At 60.6% G+C, this 25,021-nt stretch carries 24 protein-coding genes; 16 read left to right on the top strand and 8 right to left on the bottom strand.

The window, feature by feature from the left end:
* Nucleotides 1-128 precede the first annotated feature (128 nt).
* A complete protein-coding gene (locus tag IMCC21224_RS08540) occupies nt 129-1,256 on the bottom strand; it encodes a DUF6456 domain-containing protein (RefSeq protein ID WP_047994987.1) in 1,128 nt (375 codons plus the stop codon).
* A gap of 228 nt (nt 1,257-1,484) precedes the next feature.
* On the opposite strand from IMCC21224_RS08540, the gene IMCC21224_RS08535 reads away from it, so the two are divergent.
* Nucleotides 1,485-1,808: a DUF6477 family protein gene (locus tag IMCC21224_RS08535; protein WP_047994986.1), complete on the top strand. Its 324-nt coding sequence runs from the start codon at nt 1,485-1,487 to the stop codon at nt 1,806-1,808.
* A 360-nt stretch (nt 1,809-2,168) separates the two neighbouring features.
* Here IMCC21224_RS08535 and IMCC21224_RS08530 read toward each other — a convergent pair whose 3' ends face one another.
* A complete protein-coding gene (locus IMCC21224_RS08530) occupies nt 2,169-3,713 on the bottom strand; it encodes a trimethylamine methyltransferase family protein (protein ID WP_047994985.1) in 1,545 nt (514 codons plus the stop codon).
* Between the two features lie 247 nt (nt 3,714-3,960).
* Here IMCC21224_RS08530 and guaA point away from each other — a divergent pair, with 247 nt between their 5' ends.
* The 6 genes from guaA (at nt 3,961) to IMCC21224_RS08500 (ending at nt 9,992) form a co-directional block, all read left to right on the top strand.
* Nucleotides 3,961-5,523, top strand: coding sequence for a glutamine-hydrolyzing GMP synthase (guaA, locus tag IMCC21224_RS08525; protein ID WP_047994984.1), 1,563 nt, complete (start codon nt 3,961-3,963; stop codon nt 5,521-5,523).
* A 76-nt stretch (nt 5,524-5,599) separates the two neighbouring features.
* Nucleotides 5,600-5,872, top strand: coding sequence for a putative quinol monooxygenase (locus IMCC21224_RS08520; protein WP_047994983.1), 273 nt, complete (start codon nt 5,600-5,602; stop codon nt 5,870-5,872).
* On the top strand, nt 5,869-6,762 hold the full coding sequence (locus IMCC21224_RS08515; RefSeq protein WP_047994982.1) for a DMT family transporter: 894 nt from the start codon (nt 5,869-5,871) through the stop codon (nt 6,760-6,762). Before IMCC21224_RS08520 ends, IMCC21224_RS08515 begins: the two co-directional genes overlap by 4 nt.
* Before the next feature lie 108 nt (nt 6,763-6,870).
* Complete coding sequence (locus tag IMCC21224_RS08510; protein ID WP_047996989.1) at nt 6,871-8,019, top strand: OmpP1/FadL family transporter; 1,149 nt, start codon at nt 6,871-6,873, stop codon at nt 8,017-8,019.
* A gap of 133 nt (nt 8,020-8,152) precedes the next feature.
* The gene (locus tag IMCC21224_RS08505; RefSeq protein ID WP_047994981.1) at nt 8,153-9,076 is read left to right on the top strand and encodes a DMT family transporter; all 924 of its coding nucleotides are present in this window, start codon (nt 8,153-8,155) and stop codon (nt 9,074-9,076) included.
* A 58-nt stretch (nt 9,077-9,134) separates the two neighbouring features.
* Complete coding sequence (locus tag IMCC21224_RS08500) at nt 9,135-9,992, top strand: hypothetical protein (RefSeq protein WP_047994980.1); 858 nt, start codon at nt 9,135-9,137, stop codon at nt 9,990-9,992.
* Nucleotides 9,993-10,039: 47 nt separating this feature from the next.
* Here the strand turns inward: IMCC21224_RS08500 and IMCC21224_RS08495 are convergent, their stop codons facing one another.
* A complete protein-coding gene (locus tag IMCC21224_RS08495; protein WP_053078933.1) occupies nt 10,040-10,900 on the bottom strand; it encodes a nitroreductase family protein in 861 nt (286 codons plus the stop codon).
* A 518-nt stretch (nt 10,901-11,418) separates the two neighbouring features.
* On the opposite strand from IMCC21224_RS08495, the gene IMCC21224_RS26460 reads away from it, so the two are divergent.
* Together IMCC21224_RS26460 and IMCC21224_RS08485 are read left to right on the top strand one after the other, a co-directional pair.
* Nucleotides 11,419-12,258: an ABC transporter substrate-binding protein gene (locus IMCC21224_RS26460; protein WP_156178193.1), complete on the top strand. Its 840-nt coding sequence runs from the start codon at nt 11,419-11,421 to the stop codon at nt 12,256-12,258.
* Between the two features lie 58 nt (nt 12,259-12,316).
* A complete protein-coding gene (locus IMCC21224_RS08485) occupies nt 12,317-13,276 on the top strand; it encodes a tripartite tricarboxylate transporter substrate binding protein (RefSeq protein ID WP_053078931.1) in 960 nt (319 codons plus the stop codon).
* A gap of 306 nt (nt 13,277-13,582) precedes the next feature.
* Here the strand turns inward: IMCC21224_RS08485 and IMCC21224_RS08480 are convergent, their stop codons facing one another.
* Nucleotides 13,583-14,041: an Lrp/AsnC family transcriptional regulator gene (locus IMCC21224_RS08480; protein WP_047994979.1), complete on the bottom strand. Its 459-nt coding sequence runs from the start codon at nt 14,039-14,041 to the stop codon at nt 13,583-13,585.
* Nucleotides 14,042-14,191: 150 nt separating this feature from the next.
* On the opposite strand from IMCC21224_RS08480, the gene cysG reads away from it, so the two are divergent.
* The 6 genes from cysG (at nt 14,192) to IMCC21224_RS08450 (ending at nt 19,767) form a co-directional block, all read left to right on the top strand.
* Nucleotides 14,192-15,586 (top strand): siroheme synthase CysG, encoded by a 1,395-nt coding sequence (gene cysG, locus IMCC21224_RS08475; RefSeq protein WP_047994978.1) that lies wholly within the window; start codon nt 14,192-14,194, stop codon nt 15,584-15,586.
* Nucleotides 15,586-15,882 (top strand): DUF2849 domain-containing protein, encoded by a 297-nt coding sequence (locus tag IMCC21224_RS08470; protein WP_047994977.1) that lies wholly within the window; start codon nt 15,586-15,588, stop codon nt 15,880-15,882. The genes cysG and IMCC21224_RS08470 overlap by 1 nt, the downstream gene beginning before the upstream one ends.
* Nucleotides 15,883-15,968: 86 nt before the next feature.
* Nucleotides 15,969-17,639 carry a nitrite/sulfite reductase gene (locus IMCC21224_RS08465; protein ID WP_047994976.1) on the top strand — a complete coding sequence of 557 codons (1,671 nt, stop codon included), beginning with the start codon at nt 15,969-15,971 and terminating at the stop codon, nt 17,637-17,639.
* On the top strand, nt 17,629-18,420 hold the full coding sequence (locus IMCC21224_RS08460) for a phosphoadenylyl-sulfate reductase (protein WP_082135164.1): 792 nt from the start codon (nt 17,629-17,631) through the stop codon (nt 18,418-18,420). The genes IMCC21224_RS08465 and IMCC21224_RS08460 overlap by 11 nt, the downstream gene beginning before the upstream one ends.
* Nucleotides 18,417-18,824 (top strand): DUF934 domain-containing protein, encoded by a 408-nt coding sequence (locus IMCC21224_RS08455; protein ID WP_047994975.1) that lies wholly within the window; start codon nt 18,417-18,419, stop codon nt 18,822-18,824. Before IMCC21224_RS08460 ends, IMCC21224_RS08455 begins: the two co-directional genes overlap by 4 nt.
* Before the next feature lie 94 nt (nt 18,825-18,918).
* Nucleotides 18,919-19,767, top strand: a complete 849-nt coding sequence (locus tag IMCC21224_RS08450) for a ferredoxin--NADP reductase (protein ID WP_047994974.1) — start codon at nt 18,919-18,921, stop codon at nt 19,765-19,767.
* Nucleotides 19,768-19,910: 143 nt separating this feature from the next.
* Here the strand turns inward: IMCC21224_RS08450 and IMCC21224_RS26455 are convergent, their stop codons facing one another.
* Nucleotides 19,911-20,852: a hypothetical protein gene (locus tag IMCC21224_RS26455; RefSeq protein ID WP_053078930.1), complete on the bottom strand. Its 942-nt coding sequence runs from the start codon at nt 20,850-20,852 to the stop codon at nt 19,911-19,913.
* A gap of 209 nt (nt 20,853-21,061) precedes the next feature.
* On the opposite strand from IMCC21224_RS26455, the gene infC reads away from it, so the two are divergent.
* Nucleotides 21,062-21,607: a translation initiation factor IF-3 gene (gene infC, locus IMCC21224_RS08440; RefSeq protein ID WP_047996983.1), complete on the top strand. Its 546-nt coding sequence runs from the start codon at nt 21,062-21,064 to the stop codon at nt 21,605-21,607.
* A gap of 122 nt (nt 21,608-21,729) precedes the next feature.
* Here the strand turns inward: infC and IMCC21224_RS08435 are convergent, their stop codons facing one another.
* The 3 genes from IMCC21224_RS08435 to IMCC21224_RS08425 form a co-directional block, all read right to left on the bottom strand.
* Complete coding sequence (locus IMCC21224_RS08435) at nt 21,730-22,725, bottom strand: molybdopterin-binding protein (protein WP_047994973.1); 996 nt, start codon at nt 22,723-22,725, stop codon at nt 21,730-21,732.
* Entirely contained in the window at nt 22,722-23,690 is a 969-nt protein-coding gene (locus IMCC21224_RS08430) for an XdhC family protein (protein ID WP_047994972.1), read from the bottom strand. Before IMCC21224_RS08430 ends, IMCC21224_RS08435 begins: the two co-directional genes overlap by 4 nt.
* Before the next feature lie 157 nt (nt 23,691-23,847).
* Nucleotides 23,848-25,005, bottom strand: coding sequence for an FAD-dependent monooxygenase (locus IMCC21224_RS08425; protein WP_047994971.1), 1,158 nt, complete (start codon nt 25,003-25,005; stop codon nt 23,848-23,850).
* Nucleotides 25,006-25,021: the final 16 nt, after the last annotated feature.

The following is a 25,021-nucleotide window of genomic DNA, read 5'->3' as shown; positions in this document are numbered from 1 at the left end:
CTATAGTGCAGGGTTGTTAACGGTGAAGCTGTGGGGCACCGGCCTGTGGTCGCTTTTGACCGGACCAAGAGATCCTGTTCGAAGGGGGCAAGGTCGACCTGAGTGGGCAGGACGACCTCTGATCCGGGTCAACCGATCATCCGCCCGCCAGCGCCGCTCGTCTCGGTGAAATGCCGCTGAAGGCGTTGCAATGCGATCCGCAGCACGATTTTGCCCGAGCGTGCCGACCACCCCATCCGTTTTTCGGCCGTTTCCAGCCCCTCAAGGTAGCAGCAGCACCTCAGCGCCACATCCGCCAGGCCAGGCCCCAGATCCTTTAACGCGGCCTGTACCCGCAACCGCGCGGCCTCGGCCCCCGGCTGGCGACCATCGTCGCCGCGACCGTTGCTCTGAACGCCGGCTGTCAGGAACTGGTCCCAGTTCTGTGTCACCTTGGGGCCGAGTTGCGACAGCTCGAAATCTTCACGAAGCCGTTCGCCCGCACTGACCAGCTCGGGCGCAATAAAGGGCTTACCATCTTTGTCGCGCCGCCGTGCGAGCGCCGCCAATGGGCTGTCTGACAAGGCAAACCGCGATTTGTGCCCGCGCGGATCCAGATCCAGCGCCTCAAGAGCGGCATCAGCATCGCGCCCGGTGTCGAACCCGGCCTGCGCCTCGGCAAAGCCACGCACCCGGCTCTCACGCTCGGCCAGCAGCTTGCCCAAGGCCGCGCGCCCTGCCGCCGTGATCCGATACCGCGAGATCCGTCCCGGTTCGTCGCAGTGGATCCATTCCTTGAGTGCCAGCGCCTGCGCCACATTGGCCTCGACCACCGCAGTGCGGGTGGCACCGCCCTCTCCGGTGTCGCGCACGACGACGGCTTTGTCCATCTCGGCGGCGACCGCCAGAACGGCACCGGTTTCGCACAACCGGCGCAGGACGCGCCGCCCCTCGCTCGCCAGGGTTGCATCGTTTATTTGGGTCTGTTCCGGAAAAACGGACAATGTCATCGCGTTGTCTTTCTGTTCTGGCTGGCAGTCAGCCGGTTGAAAATGCCGCTGCCCCAGGCGACGCAAGGCAGCGTCCACCAAAGGATCGTCTCGGCGGCTTTCCAGTTTGCGCACCTGTCGCAACACCGTAGACGCATGGCACCCCGCATCGCGGGCCAGCGCCCGGATCGGCAGTCCGGTTTCCGTATGCGCCAGGTAATGGCGCGCCGACTCTGGCACCCAGGTCGGCAAAGCCGACCCGAATTGATCGTTTTCAACACAGAACATTTTCCTAGTCCCTTCGGAATCTTCTGCTTTTCCCCAGGCTTTTCCCCAGGTTTGGATCAACCCTTGCGTGCGATTTGTTACCTGTTCGTTAACTGAAAAGACGCAATTCAAATCATTGTTTCCAGAGACTTCGCTTTGCTTAAAGCTCCGTTCGTGATTGTTTCCATATACGCAACACCCGCTGAGATTGTGCAATTGTTGACGAACCAGAAACAAAGGACGGTTCCGATGACAGACCTCATCAGCTTTTTGCAACAGCTCCGGCGGCCGCGTTTCCTGATCCGTACAGCACGGATCGGCGTCGAGGAATATCGCCGAAACCCCCATCTCAAAAGGCTTTTGGGCTACGATTCGCTGCCAGCGACCAGTCTGGCCCTAAAGCGATTGATCACGATGGAAGAGGAGCTAGACTCGCAGCGGCGCAACGACGATTCCAATTATCCAGTCGTGCGCCATATCGAGGTTCTTGTCGCAATGATGGGCGAGGCGCGGTTGCTTCAGGCGACCGCTCAATCGACGGCGCCGACGCTGCAACTTGTCAGCCAAATGTAACAAACCAACACAAAATGTGAACAGCGCGGGATAAAAACACCCGCGCAATTTACCTAAAACTTTCCGAAAAACTCGTAAGTCCAACGTTTCCGAATCAAAAAATGTTGGCAAGCCAGTCGTTCAGAGAGGGCAAAAGGACAGCGTGTTTCTGCCGATACGAGCCCCAAACCGCCCGAATACGAGCTCAGGTTGCGACATCCGCAGTTCCGTAAAAGTGCCCTACAGCGCGCGGACACCCCGGGAGTACTGGCGAAGCCTAGCTACGGACTCCCAGAGCCGACGCGGTCAACTTAAAATTCAGCCACGCACAAACATGTGAACCGCGCCAGGGCCGCCTGGTCAGACGTCGACGAACCCCAGTTACATAAATGCGTCGGGCATTGAGTCCTTTTTGGCGGCAACATAGCTCTCCAGAGCCTCGACAATGGCAGGATCCAGTGGCGGCTGCTGATAGGTTTCGAGCTGCCGTTTCACCCGCAAGCTGGCCAGCGTCATGGTGTCGCGCGCGCCCTCTTCGCTCCAGGTCTCGAACGGTTTGTAATCCAGCAGGTCCGACCGCCAGAACGCACTCTTGAAATTCGCCTGCGTGTGCGCGCAGCCCAGATAATGCCCACCGGGGCCAACTTCGGCAATCGCATCCATTGCCTGCGCATTCTCGTCGATCTGCACACCGCGCGCCAGATGATGCAGGCAACCCAGTTGGTCGGCGTCCATCACGAATTTTTCGTAGGACGACACCAACCCACCCTCCATCCATCCACAGGCATGCAACATAAAGTTGACGCCTGACAACAAGCCCATGTTGAGCGAATTGGCGGTTTCATACGCCGCCTGCGCGTCGGGCAATTTCGATCCGCAGAACGACCCCGCCGAACGGTATGGCAACCCCAAACGTCGGGCAAGCTGACCCGCGCCATAAGTGATATGTGCCGCCTCAGGGGTGCCGAAGGTCGGCGCGCCCGAGTTCATGTCGATCGAGGTCACGAAGGCCCCACAGATCACCGGCGCGCCTTTGCGCACCAACTGGCTGTAGGCGATCCCGGCCAGCACCTCGGCCAGAACCTGCGTCAAGGTGCCCGCCACCGAAACCGGTGCCATCGCCCCACCGACGATAAACGGGCTGATGATGCAGGCTTGATTGTTGCGGGCATACACTTCGAGTGCGCCCATCATCGTGTCATCAAACGTCATGGGCGAGTTGATGTTGATGAGCGATGTCATCACGGTATTTTCCTGCACGAACTCTTTGCCGAACAGGATCTCGCACATCTCAACGCTGTCCTGCGCCCGGCTGGGTTCGGTCACGGATCCCATAAACGGTTTGTCCGACAACACCATATGCGCCATCAACATGTCGAGGTGGCGTTTATTCACCGGCACATCCGTCGGCTCGCAAACCGTACCACCCGAATGGTGCAGCCATTTGGACATATAGCCCAGCTTCACGAAGTTGCGGAAATCCGCCATCGTCGCATAGCGTCGACCGTTTTCAACATCATGCACAAACGGCGGGCCGTAAACCGGTGCAAGGACAAGGTTTTTGCCGCCCACGACGACATTGCGTTCGGGGTTGCGGGCATGTTGGGTGTATTGTGACGGGGCCGTGGCACATAATTGCCGCGCCAGACCACGCGGAATGCGCACCCGCTCGCCCTCAATCTCGGCACCGGCATTGCGCCACAGTTCCAGCGCGGCGGGGTTGTTGACAAAGTTCACCCCGATCTCGGCCAGAACGGTTTCGGCATTGGCCTCGATGATTTCCAGCGCCTCTTCGGTCAGGATCTCGAAGTTCGGAATGTTGCGTTCGATGTACTTGGCGGTTTCGACGCTGATAGCCGACCGTTCCGCGCGCCGCGCAGCACCGCCGCCACCCCGTGCCCTGCGCTGTGTGACTGCCTCTGTCATGCCCATCGTCCTTGCCGTTACAGTATTGATTACCGTTGCTTACCCCACCACCGCGCCGTGACAAATCAGGATTGCGGCGCATCCGGTGCAAAAGCGACATTTGCGCATGGCATTGTGCCGCAAGTCGCACAGACAGCCGCCAAATGTCCTGTGCCGCGCGTCGGGCAAACATATGAATGATGAACTGGGATCAGCCGGGCGCCGCAAATCCCTTGCGCCGCCGCGCTCTTGGCCCTAATGGGCAGACATGACCCAGACCCAGCATGACCGCCTGTTAATCATAGATTTTGGCAGTCAGGTGACGCAGCTCATTGCGCGTCGCCTGCGCGAGCTTAACGTCTATTGTGAAATTCACCCCTACCAGAACGTCACCGACGCCTTTCTGGCAGAATTCGCGCCGAAGGCGGTGATCCTGTCTGGCGGGCCCGCGTCAGTATTTGATGACGGTGCCCCAATGCCGCCAAAGTCGGTCTTTGACCTTGGCGTTCCAATTCTGGGGATCTGCTACGGCCAGCAGGTGATGATGCATTGCCTTGGCGGCCATGTAGAGCGCGGCGATGGCACAGCCGAATTTGGCCGCGCCTATGTGCAGCCCACCGATGACCGGATCGACCTACTGGGCGGATGGTTCATCGAGGGTCGTGAACAGGTCTGGATGAGTCACGGCGACCATGTGTCGAAAATCGCCCCCGGTTTTGCCGTCTACGGCACCTCGCCCGGTGCGCCCTTTGCCATCACCGCAGACCTTGAGCGTCGTTTCTACGCTGTGCAGTTCCACCCCGAGGTGCACCACACCCCGAATGGCAGCACGCTCTATGCAAATTTCATCCGTGACGCAGGTTTTACCGGCGACTGGACCATGGACGCCTACAAGGACGAGGCGATCCGCAAGATCCGCGAACAGGTCGGCGACAAAAAGGTCATCTGCGGTCTGTCAGGCGGGGTCGACAGCTCGGTTGCCGCCGTTCTCATCCACGAGGCAATTGGCGACCAGCTGACCTGTGTCTTCGTCGATCACGGGCTTCTGCGCCTGAACGAAGCGGCCGAAGTTGTCACCATGTTCCGCGAGCATTATAATCTGCCGCTGATTCATGCCGACGAAGCCGAACTATTTCTGGGTGAACTTGACGGCGTAAGTGATCCGGAAACCAAGAGAAAGATCATTGGCCGTCTGTTCATTGACGTGTTCCAGAAATACGCGCACCAGATCGACGGTGCTGAGTTCCTGGCGCAGGGCACTCTCTACCCGGACGTGATTGAATCCGTCTCGTTCAGTGGCGGACCCAGCGTCACAATCAAAAGCCATCACAACGTTGGTGGCCTGCCCGAGAAGATGGGCCTCAAGCTGGTGGAGCCCTTGCGTGAGCTGTTCAAGGACGAGGTCCGCGCCCTTGGTCGCGAACTTGGCCTGCCCGACAGCTTTATCGGGCGTCATCCGTTCCCCGGACCCGGCCTCGCGATCCGCTGCCCCGGCGAGATCACCCGCGAAAAGCTGGAAATTCTACGCAAAGCAGACGCTGTCTATATCGACCAGATCCGCAAGCATGGCCTTTATGACGAAATCTGGCAGGCGTTTGTGGCGATTCTGCCGGTGCGCACCGTTGGCGTCATGGGCGACTACCGCACCTACGACTATGCCTGCGCCCTGCGCGCGGTGACGTCGGTGGATGGGATGACGGCTGATTTCTATCCCTTCACGCATGATTTTTTGGGCGAAACCGCCACGAGGATCATCAACGAGGTCAAGGGCATCAACCGTGTGACCTATGACGTAACCTCGAAACCGCCTGGCACGATTGAGTGGGAATAGGTTTTACAGCGTCGTACTCACCCCAATTCAGTGGGGCCGCGCAGCGGATGGCGTTCGGCGGAAAAATGAGGCCCTCATGACCAAAATTTACCTGACCGGCACGCTGACCTGCCCCGACGAGGATATCGCGGTTGTTCGCGCCGCCCTCCCAGACCACATTCGGCTGACGCGGGCTGAACCCGGCTGTCTATCCTTTGACATCATCGAAACCGTGCCGGGCACCTATAAGGTCGACGAAATATTCGCCAACCGGGCTGCGTTCGAGGCGCACCAGACGCGCACCCGCGCCAGTGACTGGTATCGCATCACCGGTCAGATGGCGCGCGACTTCGCGGTGACCGAAAAATGACTGCCGTCGCCCCTCCCGCAACATCCGATACGCTGCGTGCATGTCTATGGATGATTGGCGCCATCGTTTGCTTTTCATCCATGGCCGTGGGGGGGCGCGCCGTCAGCCTCGACCTCGATACGTTCGAGATCATGATGTACCGCAGCATGATCGGCCTTGTGCTGGTTGTTGTTGTATCCAGCGTCGCGGGCACGCGAAACCAGATCACGCGGCGCTCTCTGGGGCTGCATACCGTGCGCAACATCAGCCATTTCATCGGTCAGAACCTGTGGTTTTACGCCATCGCTGTGATTCCGCTGGCGCAGGTCTTTGCGCTTGAATTCACCTCGCCGCTCTGGGTCATTGCGCTGTCGCCGCTGGTGCTGGGCGAACGGCTGACCCGTGCCCGCGCGATTTCGGCACTGATCGGGTTTGTCGGCATTCTGATCGTCACCCGCCCCAGCCCAGAGACATTTCACATCGGCCTGGTCGCTGCGGCGCTGGCTGCCATCGGCTTTGCCGGCTCTGCGGTCTTTACCCGCAAGCTAACACGAACCGAGACGATCACCTGCATCCTATTTTATCTGACGTTAATGCAGGCGGTGTTCGGGCTGATCTGCGCGGGCTATGATGGTGATATCCAATGGCCGTCCTCTGCCAACTGGCCCTGGATCGTGCTCATCGCCTGCGCCGGGCTGGTCGCGCATTTCTGCCTCACCACTGCGTTGCGTCTAGCACCCGCCACGGTTGTGATGCCAATTGATTTTGCGCGACTTCCCGTGATCGCCATCATTGGCGTCCTGTTCTACGCCGAGGCAATCGACCCGTTTGTTTTCCTGGGAGCGATCGTAATCTTCGGCGCGAATTACTATAATATATGGACCGAAACCCGCCGCGTCACAAAAGTGTGACGTTACGGAGCTTGGAAATCGTGACGCTGGGTCAAAGATTGACCGTTTTGTGAACTCTCTCATACTCTCAACTCTGAGGAGACAAGTCTTTTAGGGATGGGGAAAAATATGAAAACGATTCTGGTCAGCGGCACCGCGCTTGCCCTTTGCGCTGGCACCGCCTTTGCGGGTGGTATCGAACGCACCACGCAATCAGCAATGGTCCTGTTCGAAACCGGCAATCATGCCGAAATTTCGTTCGGATTTGTCAAGCCGTCGGTCGATGGCAAAAGCCGCCCGCCCGTTTCCAGCAACATTGACAATGTCGCCGGCGATTACGTGCTGCCCAGCTTTGCGCTCAAAATGGATCTGAGCGACCGGCTCGCGGCAGCGCTGATCGTCGACCGCCCGTTTGGCGCAGATGTGAGCTATGGCATGGGCGATGCGATGCTCGGCGGCACGACAGCCGAGGCGTCGACCACTGCGATCACCGCGCTGATGAAGTACAGTTTTACGCCGAATTTCAGCGCCTTTGGCGGCGTCCGTCATATGACCGCTGAGGGCGCGATCCACCTGCAAGGCGCGGCCTATGGCCCAGTGTCAGGCTATGATGTCGAACTCGACAGACAGGGCGCTTTTGGCTACGTTGCAGGCGTCGCCTATGAAAAGCCCGAGATCGCGCTGCGTGTGGCCCTGACCTACAATTCGTCCATTGAATACGATTTCGACACCACGGAAACCGGTCCGCTGGTGGACCCCGACGGCCCCGGCCCGCTGCCGTCGCTGCCACTGCTGGCAGGCACATCCGAGACTACGACCAAATTACCCGAAAGCTGGAACCTCGAATTTCAGTCCGGCATAGCCAAAGACACGCTGCTTTTTGGCTCGATCCGCCATGTCAAACATTCCCAGTTCCGCGTCGATCCCGTGCAATTGGACCTGGTGACGGGCAGCGGCCTGATCGACCTTGAGGATACCACGACCTATCGCCTGGGTCTGGGGCGCAAGTTCAACGACAAATTCTCTGGCTCCGTGACAGTCGCGTACGAACCGGGCACAGGCGAATTGGTGTCGCCATTGGCCCCCACAGACGGGTTCACCAGCCTGTCGGTTGGCGGCGCATACAAGTTCAACGATGCCGTGACGCTGTCGGGTGGTGTCAGCTACACTTGGCTGGGCAATGCCAAGCCCGAAACCGGCACGCCAGATGTGGCCCGCGCTGATTTCAAGGACAACACCGTACTCGGCGTCGGCTTTAAGATCGCCTACAAGTTCTGATCGCTCTGCCTATGACGAATATTAAGCCGCCCGGCAGCAACTCCGGACGGCTTTTCTTTGCCCGACGCGCTCTGACTGCGCTTGGCGCAAGATCCGGGTCGCCTGCGGCCACCAATCCTGACACAAGGAACGCATGACTCAGCAAACCACCCTGTCCCCCCGCGCCTGGACCGAGATGACGCTTTTGGCGCTGATTTGGGGTGGGTCGTTTCTGGCCATCCGCACCGCGCTGGACGAGATCGGGCCGCTGACCTCGGTCCTGCACCGGACATTCTGGGCGATGATCCTGCTTTGGGCTGTGGTGGCTCTGCGCCGCCTGCCGTTGCCGCGCGATCCACGCATCTGGGGCAGCTTTCTGATGATGGGGCTGTTGAACAACGCAATCCCCTTTACGCTGATGGCCTGGGGGCAGTTGCATATCTCGACCGGGCTGACGTCAATTTTCAATGCAGCTACGGCGATCTTTGGGGTTCTCGTTGCCGCGCTGGTCTTTGCAGATGAGCGACTGACTCCGCGCCGTGCGCTGGGTGTGACCCTTGGATTTGCCGGTGTCGCCTGCGCCATCGGGCTGGACAGTCTGGCGCAATTCGACATCCGCAGCCTCGCGCAACTCGCCATTCTTGCTGGCGCCTTGTCTTATGCCTGTGCCGGGGCCTGGGCACGCCGCCACCTGCGCGGTCAACCGCCGCTGGTGGCTGCTGCCGGGATGCTCACTGGATCGACCCTACTGATCGCGCCGACGGCGCTATGGACCGAAGGCATACCAACGCTTGATCTGGCGCCGCGTACCATCGCCGCGATCGCCTACTATGCCGCAATTTCGACCGCGCTGGCGTATCTGTTGTATTATCGTGTGCTGGCGATGGCGGGCAGCGGCAACCTTATGCTGGTCACGCTCATGATCCCGCCCGTGGCCATCCTTCTGGGCACCTGGGTGCGGGGCGAGGCATTGCAGACGGGCGCCTATGCCGGCTTTGCGCTGCTGGCGCTGGGGTTGCTGGTGCTGGATGGTCGCATCCTGCGTCGCGCGGCCCCGGAACCCTCGCGCAGGGTTTGACGCCGCCCGCGCCTCTGGCTACCACTCGCGCCAGATCCCCGACCAAAAGGCGCGCCTCATGCTTTATCCCACTGCCGCAGACTGGCGCGACGCCCCGTCAAAACGTGTTGTGCTTTTTGCCATGTCGGGATTGGGCAAAACCCATGTGTCGAACATGCTGCGGACGCATGGCGACTGGTTCCACTATTCGATCGATTACCGCATCGGCACCCGCTACATGGGCGAATACATCGCCGACAATGCCAAACGCGAGGCGATGAAGATCCCGTTTCTGCGTGACCTGCTGATGAGCGATTCCATCTATATCGGATCAAACCTGACCTTTGACAATCTGGCCCCGGTGTCGGCCTATCTGGGCAAACCGGGTGATCCCGACCACGGCGGCATGCCGATGGCGGTTTATGCCCGCCGCCAGGACCAGTTCGCCCGAGCCGAGATGCAAGCCCTTCTCGACACGTCCTATTTCATCGACCGCGCGCAGGATCTGTACGGCTATCCGCATTTTGTCTGCGACACCGGCGGCTCGATCTGTGAATGGGTCGACGCTGACGATCCCGCCGATCCGATCCTTACCGCGCTGTCGCAAAACTGCCTGATGGTCTGGATTCGCGGAACTGAGGCGCATACCGCTGATCTGGTCCGCCGCTTTGACAGCGCACCAAAACCGATGGCCTACCAGCCCGCATTTCTCGCCCGTGTCTGGGAGCAATATTTAAACGAAAACAACTGCGAAGAGGCTGACGTTAACCCAGATACCTTTATCCGCTGGACCTTTGCCCAGGCGCTGGCCCATCGCCAGCCACGATACGAGGCGATCGCGCGCAACTGGGGAATCGTGGTCGAGGCATCCGACATCGCCGCCGTACAAAGCCCTGCGGATTTTAACGCGGTGATTGCCGATGCACTCGCGGCATAGCACTAACCGCAGCAATCGCCCAAAGCGCCCGTCGCCGCAAAATCTGGTTACTTGAACGAAAAGCCCAGCGTCTCAAGAAACCCCCGAAGCTTGTCACGGTTTTTCAGAACCTCGGCAGACGCAACGCGTTCGGCGGACTTAAGCGACCAGTTCATGACTGCCATGTTCTGCTGCTCCTGAAAGATCCGCATCGTGGCATTATAGGTCTCGATGTCCTGATCCTGCTTGTCTGCGTCAAAGGTTTCGTGATGGCGCACCGTGCGCTGCGGCAGCCTGGGTTTGACCGAGGCAGGATGGTCAGGATTTTCGCGCCCGACCGTAAGCCCGAACACCGAAAACGCCCCTTTGGGCAGGTTCAGTTCGGCCGACAATTCAATCGGATTGCTCCGCATCGAGCCGATGTAGCAGGTGCCATACCCCATTGATTCCAGCGCCACACAAGCATTCTGCGCAGCAAGCGTCACATCGACAACCGACGTCAGAAACAGCTCCATATAGTCTAGCCCATCAGCAGTGACACCTTCGGTTTCCGTCATCCGACGCAAGCGGGACAGGTCGCAGATCCAGACCATGAGCAATGGCGCGGCATAGATATGTTTTTGCCGATTGGCCAAATCCGCCAGGCGTGATTTGCGTGCCGGGTCAGTGACCGTCACCACATTCCAAAGCTGAAGCATGGACGAGGACGGCGCGGATTGCGCGGCTGCGATCGCAACCTTGATGTCATCTTCTGCGACCGGATCTGGCAGATAGGATCGAACAGTACTGTGCCCCAGGATCGTATCCAGAACCTGCCCGCAATACCCCGGCATCTCAGCATCAGATGCGCCGTAGCGACCAGCAAACAGTTGCGAAATCCGGTCCTCGTCATGCGTTGGCTTAACATGTTCGTTTTGAATTTTACCCATTTCGCCCTTTTTCCCCTACGAGCGCCGCTTGAGAAGCGCGCCCTAATTCACTGTCACAGTTCACTTTTAGCTTCAGTCAGCATGGCACGTGCGAACTCGTGTCGTTCGGAAACCGCATTCTGACATTAGATTATCGGTATCCCCTCTTGGTCGCAGGGCGCTAGCGCGGGTTCAATTTACAGAGTTGGCAACAAGCCACAAGCTCCAAGATTCATTTTTTGAAATGACGTTGCATTTTATCAGAGAGGCGGTAAGGTGTCCCTGAATGACGGGTGCGGGTCATGGACTGGCTCTTGTACGCCATGCGCGTCAGCCTGTCGGCAAATAGGAAATCCCCTGAGGAAGCCCATAAATGCGAAACGAATGCGTCGGCACCGCTGCCCTGCCCCACAGGCTTCTAAACGGGCGCGCGGCCGGGTCCATCTGTCGCGAGATCAGTCAACGCGTCTTGCCCCAACGCATCGAACTGTTGGGCTAGTGCCCGGCGCAGGTTTCAACGCTTCGAGAACGAGGATGCAGTGAAAATTTCAGCACTCTTGGGCAATTACCCCGGTACGCGGTTTTTCAGGGACACCCCTAACCCGGATCTTGATGTTGACTTTCTGCCGGGTCGCCCTGTGACGCATTTTCGTAAATTCGCGCGCGATCTTCATATTGATATCGCTGAATTTCCGATCATGACCTTTCTCATGGCGCATGAACGCGAGGCCCCGCTGGCGCTGCTTCCAGCGGTTGTTTTGGGCGGCTATCAGCATGCCCATTTGTTCTGCAAAGCGGGCGGCCCCATCCGACACCCGGCCGATCTGGCAGGCAAACGGATCGGAGTGCGTGCGTATCCGGTCACGACGGTGACATGGCTGCGCGACATCCTCGAACGCGAGCACGGGGTTAGCCGGAACGATATCACCTGGGTCACATTCGAAGAGCCGCATCTGGACAATTTCGACAACCCGGCGAATGTCAGCCCCGCCCCGGATGGCCTCACCGCCGAAGAGATGCTGAACAACGGCGCGCTGGACGCAGCGGTGCTACGCGCCGCCCCCGATGGGTACGATTTTGTGCCCGTGATCCCCAATCCGCACAGCGCAGGCAAAACATGGTGCCAGCGCGAAAGCGCCATCCAGATCAATCATGTCATGACGGTTCCGCGCACCTTTGCCGCTCGACACCCGTTGGTGGTGACCAACTTCATACAGGCGCTTGAAACCAGCATTAAGATGGCTGGGAACCCAACACCATTCGGGCGAAAGGCGGTGGAGCCAAGCCTGAGCCTTGCGATCGCTTGCGCACGGCGACAGGGCATAATCCGCAAGACAGCAAATGTCGACAATCTTTACAGTTGCAATGGCCTCGGATGATCGACTGACAAGAGAACGAACAGATCCATAATCAGAAACTTCATAAGGGAGAGAGACAATGAAGAATTTCATGAAAATCGTGATGGCGGGGGTCACTACGACACTGCTGGCAGGCTCAGCCGCCTACGCCGAGGATTGGCGCCCAGATCAGCCGGTGCGCATGATCGTTGCGTTTGCGCCGGGCGGCCCCGTCGATCTGGTGGGCCGCGAAATCGCGCAGCGTCTTGGTGAATTCCTTGGCCAGCCGGTCATCGTCGAAAATATGGGCGGCGCTGGTGGGATTATCGGCGCACAGCATGTCGCTTCGTCTGATCCCGACGGGCAGACCATATTTTTTGCCGCTGCCGGGAACGTGGTGATCCGCCCGCTGATGGACGGCAACACCGAAATCGCCAAGCAATTGCGCTCGGTTGGTCTGGTGTCGAAAAGCCCGCATGCGATGGTCGTCAACAACGACCTCGAGGTGCAAAACGTTGCTGAGCTGATCGCATACGCCAAGGAGCATCCCGGAGAGCTGAACTTTGGCTCGGCGGGGACAGGTGCTGCCGCTCACCTTGGGTTCGAGATGTTCAAACTCGCGACCGGTGTCGAGATCGAGCATATTCCTTACAAGGGCTCTGCCCCGGCCATCGTCGATCTTGCGGCGGGCGCGGTTGATATGTCGCTCAGCTCGATTCCATCGCTGACAGCCATGCTTGAAGCGGGCAAAATCCGGATGATTGCCCTCACCGACGAAGCCCCGAGCGATATCGGCGTGCCGCTGGTCTCTGACACCGTCGAAGGCTACGCGTATTCAACATGGTACGGCGTTATGGTTCCAACAGCGACCGATGACAGCGTCGTGGCCGCCCTGAACGAAGGTCTGGCCGTCGCGGTTTCGGATGAGGCCCTCAGAGAGCGCATGGCAGGAATGGGTGCCAAACTGGTCCACAGCACGCCCGAAGAGATGGAGGCGTTCTTTAACGTAGAAGTTGAGAAATGGGACAAAGTCATCGAAGCTGCCGGCCTCAGAAAATGAGGCACCAGGGCCGGGCTAACTAGCTCTGCGACCTCTGTGATGGCACAGTATTTGAGTGTGCCATCACATCTCAATCGACCGAATTACCGGAAATTTCGGCGAAACAGCACCGCCCGACCTCGGCAGGGCCACAAACTAGGTCGTCATACTCGGATGATGTCGCCTGTCGACTTGGCCAAGAGGGGTGACAATCCCACCCATCCCGCGCAAGGCATCTCATGGATGGCCTGCTACCGCGTCACCACCCAAAAGCAGATACAGATCGCCCGTTATCGCGGGGCGCGCCAGCTAATCCGATAGACCAGATCACAGTGGCAACGCCGTCGTCGACTTGATCTCTTCCATCGACAAGAGCGCGGTGACGTTGTGGACCCGCACCTCGGATATCAGCGCCTGATAAAATGCGTCATAGGCACGCGCGTTACGAACCCGCACCTTGAGGATATAGTCGATGTCCCCCGCCAGCCGGTGGGCTTCCTGTACCTCGGGGCGTTCCTGAAGCGCTCGCAGGAATGCCTGTTGCCAGTCGGCTTCATGTTCAGATGTGCGGATCAGCACAAAAAAGCACGCCTCAAATCCCAAAGCCTCGGCATCCAGAACCACGGTCTGCGGGCCAATCACGCCGGCCTCGCGCAATTTGCGGATCCGGTTCCACACGGGTGTCTTTGAGGACCCCACAGATTTCGCGATATCGTCCAGCGATTGACCCGCATCCTGTTGCAGGGCGATCAGAATTTTTCGATCCGTGTCGTCAATGCGAACCATATCCCACCTTTTGCGCCGCAACGAAACCAAACGTTCGCCTTTGGCGTCACGCTAGAACAAACATCCTTGTTTTAGCAAGGCACTAGCCAAAATACGGGAAGAAATTCTATATCTAAGCGGAGACGGCAGACAAAAGTTGGAGACTTGACCATGCAACATTTCCCGATCTTCGTCGCCCTTTCAGGTCGGCGCGTGGTTTTGTCCGGTGGTGGCGATGCGGCACTGGCCAAGTTGCGGCTACTGCTGAAGACCAACGCACATCTTACCGTCTTTGCGACAGATCCGGCGCCCGAGATTGCCGATTGGGCGACAGCCGGCCGTCTTGACCTGCAACGTCGCGCGATGCAATCCGGCGATGCAATTGGTGCCGTCCTCTTTTACGCCGCTGACGAGGATGCCGTTGCCGATGCCCGCACCAGCGCCATCGCCCGCGCCGAGGGGGCATTGATCAACATCGTTGATAATCTCGAAGACAGTCAATTCATCACCCCTGCCATCGTCGACCGTGATCCTGTGACCGTTGCCATCGGCACCGAGGGGGCCGCGCCGGTACTGGCCCGTGCGATCAAGGCCGATCTTGAGGCACGCCTGCCCGTTGGGCTCGGTACGCTGGCGCGGATTGGCAAGGCGTTTCGCAAGGTGGCGGACGCGCTGCCGATGGGCCGCAAACGGCGGGATTTTTGGGCAGACTATTACTTTCGCGACGGCCCCCGGGCGCTGGACCAGGGCGAGGATGCCGTTGCCGAGACGCTGGATCGGCTGCTTGACCGGCATCTGACGATTGAGGCCCGACCGGGCCATGTCGCCTTTGTCGGCGCCGGTCCCGGCGACCCGGAATTGCTGACGCTCAAGGCGCGGCGGGCGCTGGACGAAGCGGATGTGGTGATCCACGACCGGCTGATCAGCCCCGAAATCCTGGAACTGGCACGGCGCGAAGCGGTGCTGGTCGACGCCGGCAAAGAGGGCTTTGGCCCGTCGATGTCACAGGATGAGATCAACGCGCTGATCGTGCGACATGCCCGGACAGGCGCGCAGGTGGTGCGGCTGAAAGGTGGCGACGCCACGATCTTTGGCCGCCTCGATGAAGAGATCGACGCCTGCGCCGAAGCGGATGTAACATGGCATATCGTGCCGGGTATCACGGCGGCCTCGGCTGCGGTGGCCAGCATCGGACAGAGCCTGACGCGGCGCGACCGCAACGCTTCGGTCCGTTTCCTGACCGGGCACGACATGAAGGGGTTCGCAGATCACGACTGGAAAACCCTGGCGCGGTCCGGCGAAGTTGCCGCGATCTACATGGGCAAAAAGGCCGCGCGGTTCATTCAGGGTCGCCTGATCATGCACGGCGCAGATCCTGCAACACCTGTCACAGTGATCGAGAATGCCTCGCGCGCCGATCAGCGCGTGATCGCGTCAACCCTGGCCAGTCTGCCCGCAGATCTGACTGCGGCAGGGCTCTCTGGTCCGGCGCTTACCCTTTACGGCCTGGCGCCACGCGCCGCGATGGCCACCCTTTCCGAGATCAAACAGCAGGAGTTTGCCTGATGCCCCGTGATTTTACCCCCAAGGTTGTGACCGCCAACGCGTTGCTTGAGGGCGACGTGATCTATCTGGCCGAGAATGATCAGTGGACCCGGCATCTCGCCGAGGCCGAAGTCATCACCGATGAGGCTGTGGCGCAGATTCGGCTGCTGGATGCGCAGTCGCGCAGCGCCGAAGCTGTGGGCGTCTATCTGGCTGACGTCAGTGCCGACGCATCAGGCCCGCAGCCGACCCATTTCCGCGAGGAATTCCGCCGTACCGGCCCCTCGAACTATCACCACGGCAAACAGGCAGGTTGACGCGAAAAACCTATAGGTTTTCAGGCGCCCCCCCGGTGGGACACAGCGCCACGCCCCTGCCGGCGCCATGCAAAAAGGATCCGACGATGTACAGCTATACCGACTTTGACGCCGCCTTTGTAGCCGAGCGTAACGCACAGTTCCGCGCCCAGGTCGAGCGCCGCGTCAGCGGTGCCCTGACCGAGGATGAGTTCAAGCCACTGCGCCTGATGAACGGCCTCTATCTGCAATTGCATGCCTACATGCTGCGGGTCGCAATCCCCTATGGCACGCTGAACGGCGGCCAGATGCGGCAGTTGGCCTATATCGCTGAACGCTGGGACAAGGGGTACGGCCATTTCACCACCCGCCAGAATATCCAGTATAACTGGCCCGAGCTGCGCGACGTCCCCGACATGCTGGATGCATTGGCCGAGGTGCAGATGCATGCGATCCAGACCTCGGGCAACACCATCCGCAACGTGACGGCGGACCATTTCGCTGGTGCCGCAGCGGACGAAATTGCCGATCCGCGTCCGGTGGCCGAACTAATCCGGCAATGGTCCACCGACCACCCGGAATTCCAGTTCTTGCCGCGCAAGTTCAAGGTAGCCGTCACCGGCAGCCCCAATGATCGCGCTGTAACGCGTGCGCATGATGTCGGCCTGCGCATGGTCAAGCGCGACGGCGAAGCCGGGTTCGAGGTGCTTGTTGGTGGTGGTCTGGGCCGGACTCCGATGATCGGCAAGGTGGTGCGCGATTTCCTGCCCCGCGCCGATCTGCTACCCTATCTCGAAGCGGTGGTCAGCGTCTGGAACCTGCTGGGACGGCGGGACAACAAGTACAAGTCACGGATCAAGATCACTGTGCACGAGCATGGGATCGAAGCGATCCGCGATCTGGTCGAAGCCCGCTTTGCCGAGTTGCGCCCGGCGTTTTCCGGCACCGACCAGCAGATGCTGGCCGATATCGAGGCGCAATTCGCCGCGCCTGCCCTGAAAACTGCCGCTTTGGACAGCTACGATCTGGCGCGCGCCAAAGATCCGGTATTCCGCTCATGGGCCGATACCAACCTGTCACCGCACCGCGACGCCGATCATGCGATTGTGCAGATCAGCCTCAAGGCGCATGGCGCCACGCCGGGCGATGCGAGTGCCGAACAGATGCGGGTGATGGCGGATCTGGCCGAACGATACAGCCACAACGAACTGCGCATCAGCCACGAGCAGAACGTCGTGCTGCCGCATGTGCACAAATCCGACCTGCCGCAGATCCATGCAATCCTGCAACAGAACGGGTTGGGGACCGCCAACATCGGCCTGATCTCGGATATCATCGCCTGCCCCGGCATGGATTACTGCGCCCTGGCCACCGCCCGCAGCATCCCAATCGCGCAGGAAATCGCGACCCGGTTCGACGATCTGAAACTTGAACACGAGATCGGTGATCTGAAAATCAAGATCTCGGGGTGCATCAACGCTTGCGGCCATCACCACGTCGGTCACATCGGCATTCTTGGCCTCGACCGCGCCGGGGTTGAAAACTACCAGATCACGCTGGGCGGCGACCACACCGAGACTGCCAAGGTTGGACAACGCGCCGGCCCCGGATTTTCCGCCGATGAAATCGTGCCCGCAATCGAACGTTTGGTGGCGGGGTATCTCGACATCCGCCTGAACGCGGACGAGACCTTTATCGAAACCTTCCGCCGCACTGGCATGGCACCGTTCAAGGCGGCGCTTTATCCCGACAAAGAGGTGGTCCGAGATGCGGCATGATCGTACGCCAGAACTATTGACCAAGAGCACCCTGGTAACAGACGAGGCAGAAACCGAAGCATTGCGCGCCCGCGTCGCCGCGCTGAACAGCCGCTATCGTCACCACGGGGCGACGGATGTGCTGCGCGGCGCGCTCACCGATCCCGAGGCCGGGCGCATCGCCATGGTGTCGAGTTTTGGCGCCGAATCCGTGGCGTTGTTGCATCTGGTCGCGATGGTCGACAATCGTACCCCGGTGCTGTTCATCGACACCCGGCTTCTGTTCGCCGAAACGCTGGTCTACCAAGCCGAGGTTGCCGAACGACTCGGTCTGCGCGATGTTCGCATCCTCAGGACGGACGACGAAACGCTGAAGGCACGCGATCCCTATGGTGCGCTGCGGTTTTCGGACACGGACGCCTGCTGCGCCCTGCGCAAGACCGTGCCGCTTGAGGCTGCGTTGCAGGGGTTTGACGGCTGGATCACCGGGCGCAAACGGTTCCAGTCGGGCAGCCGCGCCGCGCTTGAATTCTTTGAACTGGATGAGCCGACCGGACGGATCAAGGTGAACCCGCTGGCCCATTGGGCCCCCGAGGATGTCCGCGCCTATATGGACGAAAACCGCCTGCCCCGGCATCCGCTGGTGGCACAGGGATACCCGTCGATCGGCTGCGCGCCTTGCACGTCCAAGGTGGCCGAGGGTGAAGACCCCCGCGCCGGTCGCTGGCGCGGCGCTGACAAGGAAGAATGCGGTATTCACATCGTGGATGGCCGCGCCGTAAGACAAGGAGAGAGCGCATGAGCGTGATCGTGACTGACAGCGGTTTTTCCGCCGATGACTGGCAGGCTGGCTTTGCGGTTTTTGAAGCCGCTGAAACCGCTACGGATCAGGCGCTGGACCTGGCGTCCGACACCGCGCCTGAGGATCTGGACCGCGCCCAGGGCGCACCGATGATCCGCATCGCCTTTCCCAGCTTCTCTGACGGGCGCGGCTTCACGCTGGCGCGTCTGCTGCGGCTGCGCGGCTACAAGGGGCGGTTGCGAGCGCAGGGCCATGTCATTTCCGATCAATACGCGATGGCGCGCCGCGCCGGTTTCGATGAGGTCGAGATTGACGATGCGCAGGCCGAACGTCAGCCCGCGGCTGAATGGCGCTTTCGTGCGGATTGGCAGGCGCATGATTATCAGGCACGCCTGCGCGGATAATTCGTTTGCATACGAATAAATAAATGTTACGCTTTCCACACGTAACAACACACCTTAAGACAGGAGTCGGACCCATGTCCGGCAATTGAAACAGATGACCGAGCAACGCCCAGTGACCGACGCCAAAGCTGTCAAAGTACCCACCCTGCCCGACGCCCAGAAAGTCACAGCCGTGAAACACTGGACCGATCGGCTGTTTTCGTTCCGCGTGACCCGCCCCGCGTCAATGCGGTTCCGGTCAGGCGAATTTGTGATGATCGGACTTATGGGCGAACCGGACCCAAAGACCGGCAAGCAAAAGCCGCTGTTGCGGGCCTATTCCATCGCCTCACCTTCGTGGGACGAGGAATTGGAGTTTTATTCGATCAAGGTGCAGGATGGTCCGCTAACCTCGCGCCTGCAACACATCCAGGTCGGGGACGACATCATCCTGCGTCCGAAACCCGTCGGTACGTTGGTGCATGACGCGCTTCTGCCCGGCAAACGGCTGTGGTTCTTTGCCACCGGGACGGGATTTGCGCCTTTTGCTTCCCTGCTGCGCGATCCGCAAACCTATGAAGATTATGACGAGGTCATCATCACTCATACGTGTCGCGAACTGGGCGAACTGGCGTATGGGGCCGCGCTGATCGACGATATCCGCAAAGATGAGATACTGAACGAACTGATCGGCGCCGAGAACCTGGCCAAGCTGCGTTACTATCCCACCACGACCCGCGAACAGAGTGCCAAGATGGGCCGCATCACCGACCTGATGCGCGACGGCACGGTGTTTGGCGATCTGGATGTAGCGCCATTGTCGCCCGAAGCTGACCGCGCGATGGTCTGTGGCAACCTGGCGTTCAACATAGAAATCAAAGAACTGCTCGAAGGGTATGGCCTCGAGGAAGGTGCAAATTCCGCGCCGCGTCACTATGTGGTGGAAAAGGCGTTTCTGGACTGAATGCCGCCTTTATCGCATGGATGTCAGTCTGTGTTTTGGGCCTTCCCGGTGACGGGCAGGCCCTTTTTCTTGGTGGCGCTGCCCGTTTCAGACGACAGGCACGGTCACGCGCAATGAATAACCGTGCCACACCCCAAATGCGGTTATTCGCTGAACCCCAGCCGCTCGCGCAGCTGATCCAGCAGACCTGACAAGAGTTGCGGATTGTTGCGCGCAGCCTCAAGCGCCGTGGTGGTGGTCAGTCGCAAACCGGCGTTCATCCCCGAGGCGTTGATTGCCTCAATCACCTTGTCATGATCATAGCCATCTACAGTCAGCAACTCGCCTAGCTGCTCGACGGTAAGGTCGGCCCCTTCGGCGGCCTGAGCCGCCATTCCCTCGGTCGCGGTGCCGTCCAGCAGATCCTCGGTGGCGGACGGTGCGCTCTCGCTCGCTGCGGCGTCAGGTGCGACATCCGTTGCAGTGTCTGCGGCCTCGGCGGTTGCGTCCGCGGTTTGCGAAGCGGCGTCACTCGCCATCTCGGGCGCTGCGTCTGCGGCTTCATCCGCCGCATCAGCAACGGTTTCAGACATTTCAGTCGCTGCGACTGCCGCGTCGTCTGCGGTGTCAGTCGCAGCAGTTTCAGCTGAGCGCAGCATATCGCCTGCCGCCGACGCCGCATCACTCGCGGCATCTGCCATCGCCCCTGCCGTTTCACCGACTGCGTCCAATGCCGCATCAGTCCCGGCGGCAACGTCGTCCGCAGCATCCGCAGCCGATTCGCCAGCCGCCTCTGCCGTTTCTTCAGCCGAGGTCATCGCGTCGTCTGCCATGTCCTGCGCATCCGTCACCATGGAATCGGCCTCAGCCTCACCCGCTTCGACAGTCGCCGCGACAGAATCACCGACCTCTTCCATGGCCTGTTCCGTTTCGGTCACGGCCTCGTCCAACTCTGGGACCGCTTCGGATTCAGGGGCGATATTGGTATTTACGGCCTCAGGCATCGTCACATTTGTCTCAACAACAGTCGTGGTCTGGCCAGACCAGAGCACATAGCCCCCAGCCACAGCTCCGACGACCACAAGTCCGATAATCACGTTCTTCATTTCACGCTCCTTTCATGAGGTTGAAAAGCAGCGCGACCTGTCTGCTCGCGCCAAAGGGGTATTTCAGTCTGGCATGTGCCCCCCGACCCACGAAATCACAAGGCTTTTGCACTAGAATTCGGCGCAAAACAGCCTATTTGTCGCTTGAAACGTTCGCGCACGAAGTTTACCCTGCGCCCCTGACGTGGAAGCATATAAGGAACATTACCATAGCCCGCAGACCCCATAACGCGCCTCCAACGCGCGAAACCGGCCCTCGCATCAACGACCGCATCCGTTCGCCGGAAATCCGCCTGATTGGCGCGGATGGCGAAAACGTCGGCGTCGTAACGCCAGCGCGTGCGATGGTCATGGCCGAAGAAGCCGGGCTCGACCTGGTCGAGATCTCGCCGAATGCCGCTCCGCCGGTCTGCAAGATCATGGATTTTGGCAAGTATAAATACGAGACGCAAAAACGCGAAGCCGAAGCGCGCAAGAAACAGAAGATCATCGAGGTCAAGGAAATCAAATTCCGGCCGAACACGGACGTGCATGACTACGAAGTGAAGATGCGTTCGGTTTTCAAGTTTCTCGAGAATGGCGACAAGTGCAAGATCACCCTGCGGTTCCGTGGCCGTGAGATGGCGCACCAGAACCTTGGGCGCGAGTTGCTCGAACGCGTGGCTGAAGATGTCAAAGAGATCGGCAAGATCGAGAATATGCCAAAGATGGAAGGCCGCCAGATGATCATGATGATCGGACCGGTTGCCAAGTAACCAGATCGGCACAGGCCCGCACCTGATCCGGGCAACGATCCAAGGGGTGCGCAGCGGCGCGCCCCTTTTTTTGTTCCGGGTGACCGATCTGCGGCACCACGCGGTGTACCGGATCGCCGCTGCTACTGTCCGGCGTTGCGCGGTCTCGGACGGCTCGGGATCTCCTTGAGCAGCCCGCCCACCCCCATCCCCATAAGATCGGCAGAACTGACCGGCACACCGCAGATCAGCCGCTCCATCACCCAGTCGGCACCGTTCAGCGCCGGTGAACGTGCGCACCCCGGCAACCCAATCAGCGGTCGCCCCCCAAGCGTGCCAATAAACAGCAGATTTCCAGGATCAACCGGCATGCCATAATGTGTCACCGTACCGCCAGCCGCGCGCACGGCCTCGGGCGCGACATCGCGACTGTCCGAAGTGGCCGAACCGGTCAGGATCATCACCAGATCGGCCGTCACCCCGCGCAGCGCCACAGTCAGTGCGTCAATCTGATGCCGGACCACCATCTTGTCACCCAGCGCAACGCCCATGCGCTCCATCCGGGTTTGAATGGCGCGCTGGCCCTTGTCGCAGTCATCGTCGCCGACCGCTGTGTGGATCAGCTGCGCCGTGGCAATCGACGTGGGCCGCATTTGCAGTCCGCCCGCAGCGACGGCGCAGGCCTGCACCAGATCGCTCTCGGGAACGGCATATGAGATGATCTTGACCGTCGCCACCATGGCGCCCTGTGCCATGCGCTGCCATTTGGGCACCGTCGCCACGGTGATCATCGGATGTACCGCATTGACCGCATTTATCCGCGCAGCATCCACTTCGGCGACACCCGTAACTTGCGAAAACAGATTGACCCGTCCCGTCGCCGCGGGTCCGATCCTAAGGCCGACCAAATCCGGGTCAGGCACCAATGCCTGCGCAAGGCGTGCCGCTGCCGCGTCTTCGGCCACATCTTCTGGTGCCAGACGCGCAACGACCACCTCTGCGATGCCACCCTGCGCCAGTCGCGCCAGTTCGGCAGCCCCCAGCGCAGTGCCTTTGCGCAACCGCCCATCAGAGAGCGCCACGGAATGCGCCAGCACCGCACCTTCGGCCCGATCGAGGGGGACGGAGCCGAATTTCACGCCCCGCGCCTTAGCACGCGGGTCATCTCAGCCAGAATCGACACGGCGATCTCCGATGGTCCCGCCGCCCCGATATCCAGACCGATAGGCCCGTGGATCCGCCCGATCTGATCGGGGGTAAACCCTGCCGCCGTCAGCCGTTCAACCCGTTTGGCATGCGTCCGGGTCGATCCCAGAGCACCAATGTAAAAACAGCCCGATGCCAGCGCCCGCTCCAACGCCGGGTCGTCCAGCTTGGGGTCATGCGTCAGCAGCACCAGCGCGGTCCGCGAATCCAGGCCCTCTGCCACCAACGCCTCGTCCGGCCAATCATGCAGCATCCGCTCACCCGGGAAACGTGCCTCGGATCCGAACGTTTCGCGTGGGTCGATGATCACCGGATCATACCCCGCAATCCGCGCCATCGGCACCAGCGCCTGGGCGATATGCACCGCCCCGACCACAATCAGCCGCAGCGGCGGGTTGTGAATCGCAACAAAGGGGCCACCCTCGTCGTCAAAGCCGGAACGATCCATGCGGAACCGATCGATATGATCATCGCGGTCGATCCGCCGCTCGCTCTTGTCCAGATCGACCACATACGCCACTGGCTGTCGCGCCGCCCGCGCAGTCACAAGATCGGCCAGCAGTGCCTCGGGCAGCACCGCGCCCACCGGCTCGACCATGACCCGTATTGTGCCGCCACAGGCCAGACCGACCGCAAAGGCATCGTCATCGCTCACCCCGAACTCCAGCGCCCGCGCCTCGCCCGCCTCCAGCGCCTCCAACGCCTCAACGATCACCGCCCCTTCGACGCAACCGCCCGACACCGATCCAGCGATCTCGCCCTGACCCGAAATGGCAAGCTGCGCCCCGACCCGGCGCGGTGCCGACCCCCAAGTCTGCGTGACCGTCGCCAGAACCGCCCCCGTTCCGGCCTTATGCCAGGCCAGGGCGGTTTCCGGGATCCCGTCAAATCTATCCATGCCCAATCCTCCGTTTTGCGTCACTCTATCACGGCGCGGGGCAGAGTCGCCCCCTGCCAAAGTCCACTTTGAGTCGCGCTGCTTCATCAACTAGCACAGTGTCAATCCGTCGGGCTCGCGTTGCCACACTATCCAGAAACCTGCGCGCGCCGCCGGATCACACCCCGGCAGTCACATCCACCCCGTAGAGCCAGTCAAACTGCCGCATCATGTGGCCCGGCGCGACCCTGCCCGCAACCCGCAGCCCCAGATGTGCGCCGTGCCGCAGGAGCGGATTGCGCAGATGGTATTTCCAGGTATTGCCTGCAGCAGCCGCGACAACTCGTGCGACGCGCGGGCGCCGTGCGGCCTGATAAGCGGCAAGTCCGGCCGGCCCCCAATTCTGCGCCAGACAATCTGCCAGCACCCAGGCATCTTCAAGCGCCATGTTGGCACCCTGCGCCAGAAACGGCAGCATTGGATGCGCCGCATCGCCCAGCAAAGCAACGCCATCGCCCCACCAGACCTGCGCCGGCGGATGCCGGACCAATCCCCAAAGCCGAGGCGCCTCAACCATCTGCAACAGCGCGGGCACCTCACCGCCAAACCCGGCAAAGGCGCGGCGCAGCGCATCCGCATCGTCCACATGGTTCCAGCCTTCGGCGGCCCAATCGCTGCGCTCTTCGACTGCGACCAGATTGACCAACGTCCCGCCCCGCAGCGGATAGCTCACCAAATGGCGTCCCGGCCCCATGTAAACCCGCGCTTCTGCTCCATGTGCCAAGGTGTTGGGCACCAGCGCCCGCCATGCTACCTGACCGGAGAACGCGGGCGTCGGCTCTGAATTTAGAACTGGCCGCAGAACGGAACCAAAGCCATCCGCGCCGACAACCAGATCACCGCCCGCCAGATCCCCGGACTCCATCCGCAGTAATGGAACGGGCCCCGGCACCACTTCCCGCACGCGCTGCCCCAGAAGGATCTCGATCCCTGCAGCGCGCGCCGCTGCAACCAGTAGGTCCAACAAATCCGCCCGGTGAACCAGATGATAACCCTGCGCCGCGCGCGCCAGGTCAAGCCGCAATACCCGTGCCCCCTGCGCATAATCCCGCAATTCCACCGCCTGCGCCCTGACCGAAACAGCCTCCAGCGCGCCTTCCAGCCCCAGTGCCCGCAGCACGCAAAGCCCGTTGGGCGAGATCTGTAATCCGGCGCCGACTTCGCGCAACGCATCAGCCTGTTCCAGCACCCGCACATCATACCCGCGCCGACGCAGGCACAGTGCTGCCGCCAGCCCGCCGATTCCGCCGCCGATCACCGTGACGTTACGCGCCATCCTGTTGCCTTTTGCT

This window comes from Puniceibacterium sp. IMCC21224, from assembly GCF_001038505.1.
Lineage (GTDB): Bacteria > Pseudomonadota > Alphaproteobacteria > Rhodobacterales > Rhodobacteraceae > Puniceibacterium.
Note: the sequence above shows the minus strand (reverse complement) of the source record. Positions and strands in the feature narration are given on the sequence as shown.

Bases quoted from the DNA above. Each gene is read 5' to 3' on its own strand.
- IMCC21224_RS08540 (WP_047994987.1), bottom strand. From the start codon at position 1,256: ATGTTCTGTGTTGAAAACGATCAATTCGGGTCGGCTTTGCCGACCTGG.
- IMCC21224_RS08535 (WP_047994986.1), top strand. From the start codon at position 1,485: ATGACAGACCTCATCAGCTTTTTGCAACAGCTCCGGCGGCCGCGTTTC.
- IMCC21224_RS08530 (WP_047994985.1), bottom strand. From the start codon at position 3,713: ATGACAGAGGCAGTCACACAGCGCAGGGCACGGGGTGGCGGCGGTGCT.
- guaA (WP_047994984.1), top strand. From the start codon at position 3,961: ATGACCCAGACCCAGCATGACCGCCTGTTAATCATAGATTTTGGCAGT.
- IMCC21224_RS08520 (WP_047994983.1), top strand. From the start codon at position 5,600: ATGACCAAAATTTACCTGACCGGCACGCTGACCTGCCCCGACGAGGAT.
- IMCC21224_RS08515 (WP_047994982.1), top strand. From the start codon at position 5,869: ATGACTGCCGTCGCCCCTCCCGCAACATCCGATACGCTGCGTGCATGT.
- IMCC21224_RS08510 (WP_047996989.1), top strand. From the start codon at position 6,871: ATGAAAACGATTCTGGTCAGCGGCACCGCGCTTGCCCTTTGCGCTGGC.
- IMCC21224_RS08505 (WP_047994981.1), top strand. From the start codon at position 8,153: ATGACTCAGCAAACCACCCTGTCCCCCCGCGCCTGGACCGAGATGACG.
- IMCC21224_RS08500 (WP_047994980.1), top strand. From the start codon at position 9,135: ATGCTTTATCCCACTGCCGCAGACTGGCGCGACGCCCCGTCAAAACGT.
- IMCC21224_RS08495 (WP_053078933.1), bottom strand. From the start codon at position 10,900: ATGGGTAAAATTCAAAACGAACATGTTAAGCCAACGCATGACGAGGAC.
- IMCC21224_RS08485 (WP_053078931.1), top strand. From the start codon at position 12,317: ATGAAGAATTTCATGAAAATCGTGATGGCGGGGGTCACTACGACACTG.
- IMCC21224_RS08480 (WP_047994979.1), bottom strand. From the start codon at position 14,041: ATGGTTCGCATTGACGACACGGATCGAAAAATTCTGATCGCCCTGCAA.
- cysG (WP_047994978.1), top strand. From the start codon at position 14,192: ATGCAACATTTCCCGATCTTCGTCGCCCTTTCAGGTCGGCGCGTGGTT.
- IMCC21224_RS08470 (WP_047994977.1), top strand. From the start codon at position 15,586: ATGCCCCGTGATTTTACCCCCAAGGTTGTGACCGCCAACGCGTTGCTT.
- IMCC21224_RS08465 (WP_047994976.1), top strand. From the start codon at position 15,969: ATGTACAGCTATACCGACTTTGACGCCGCCTTTGTAGCCGAGCGTAAC.
- IMCC21224_RS08460 (WP_082135164.1), top strand. From the start codon at position 17,629: ATGCGGCATGATCGTACGCCAGAACTATTGACCAAGAGCACCCTGGTA.
- IMCC21224_RS08455 (WP_047994975.1), top strand. From the start codon at position 18,417: ATGAGCGTGATCGTGACTGACAGCGGTTTTTCCGCCGATGACTGGCAG.
- IMCC21224_RS08450 (WP_047994974.1), top strand. From the start codon at position 18,919: ATGACCGAGCAACGCCCAGTGACCGACGCCAAAGCTGTCAAAGTACCC.
- IMCC21224_RS26455 (WP_053078930.1), bottom strand. From the start codon at position 20,852: ATGAAGAACGTGATTATCGGACTTGTGGTCGTCGGAGCTGTGGCTGGG.
- IMCC21224_RS08430 (WP_047994972.1), bottom strand. From the start codon at position 23,690: ATGGATAGATTTGACGGGATCCCGGAAACCGCCCTGGCCTGGCATAAG.
- IMCC21224_RS08425 (WP_047994971.1), bottom strand. From the start codon at position 25,005: ATGGCGCGTAACGTCACGGTGATCGGCGGCGGAATCGGCGGGCTGGCG.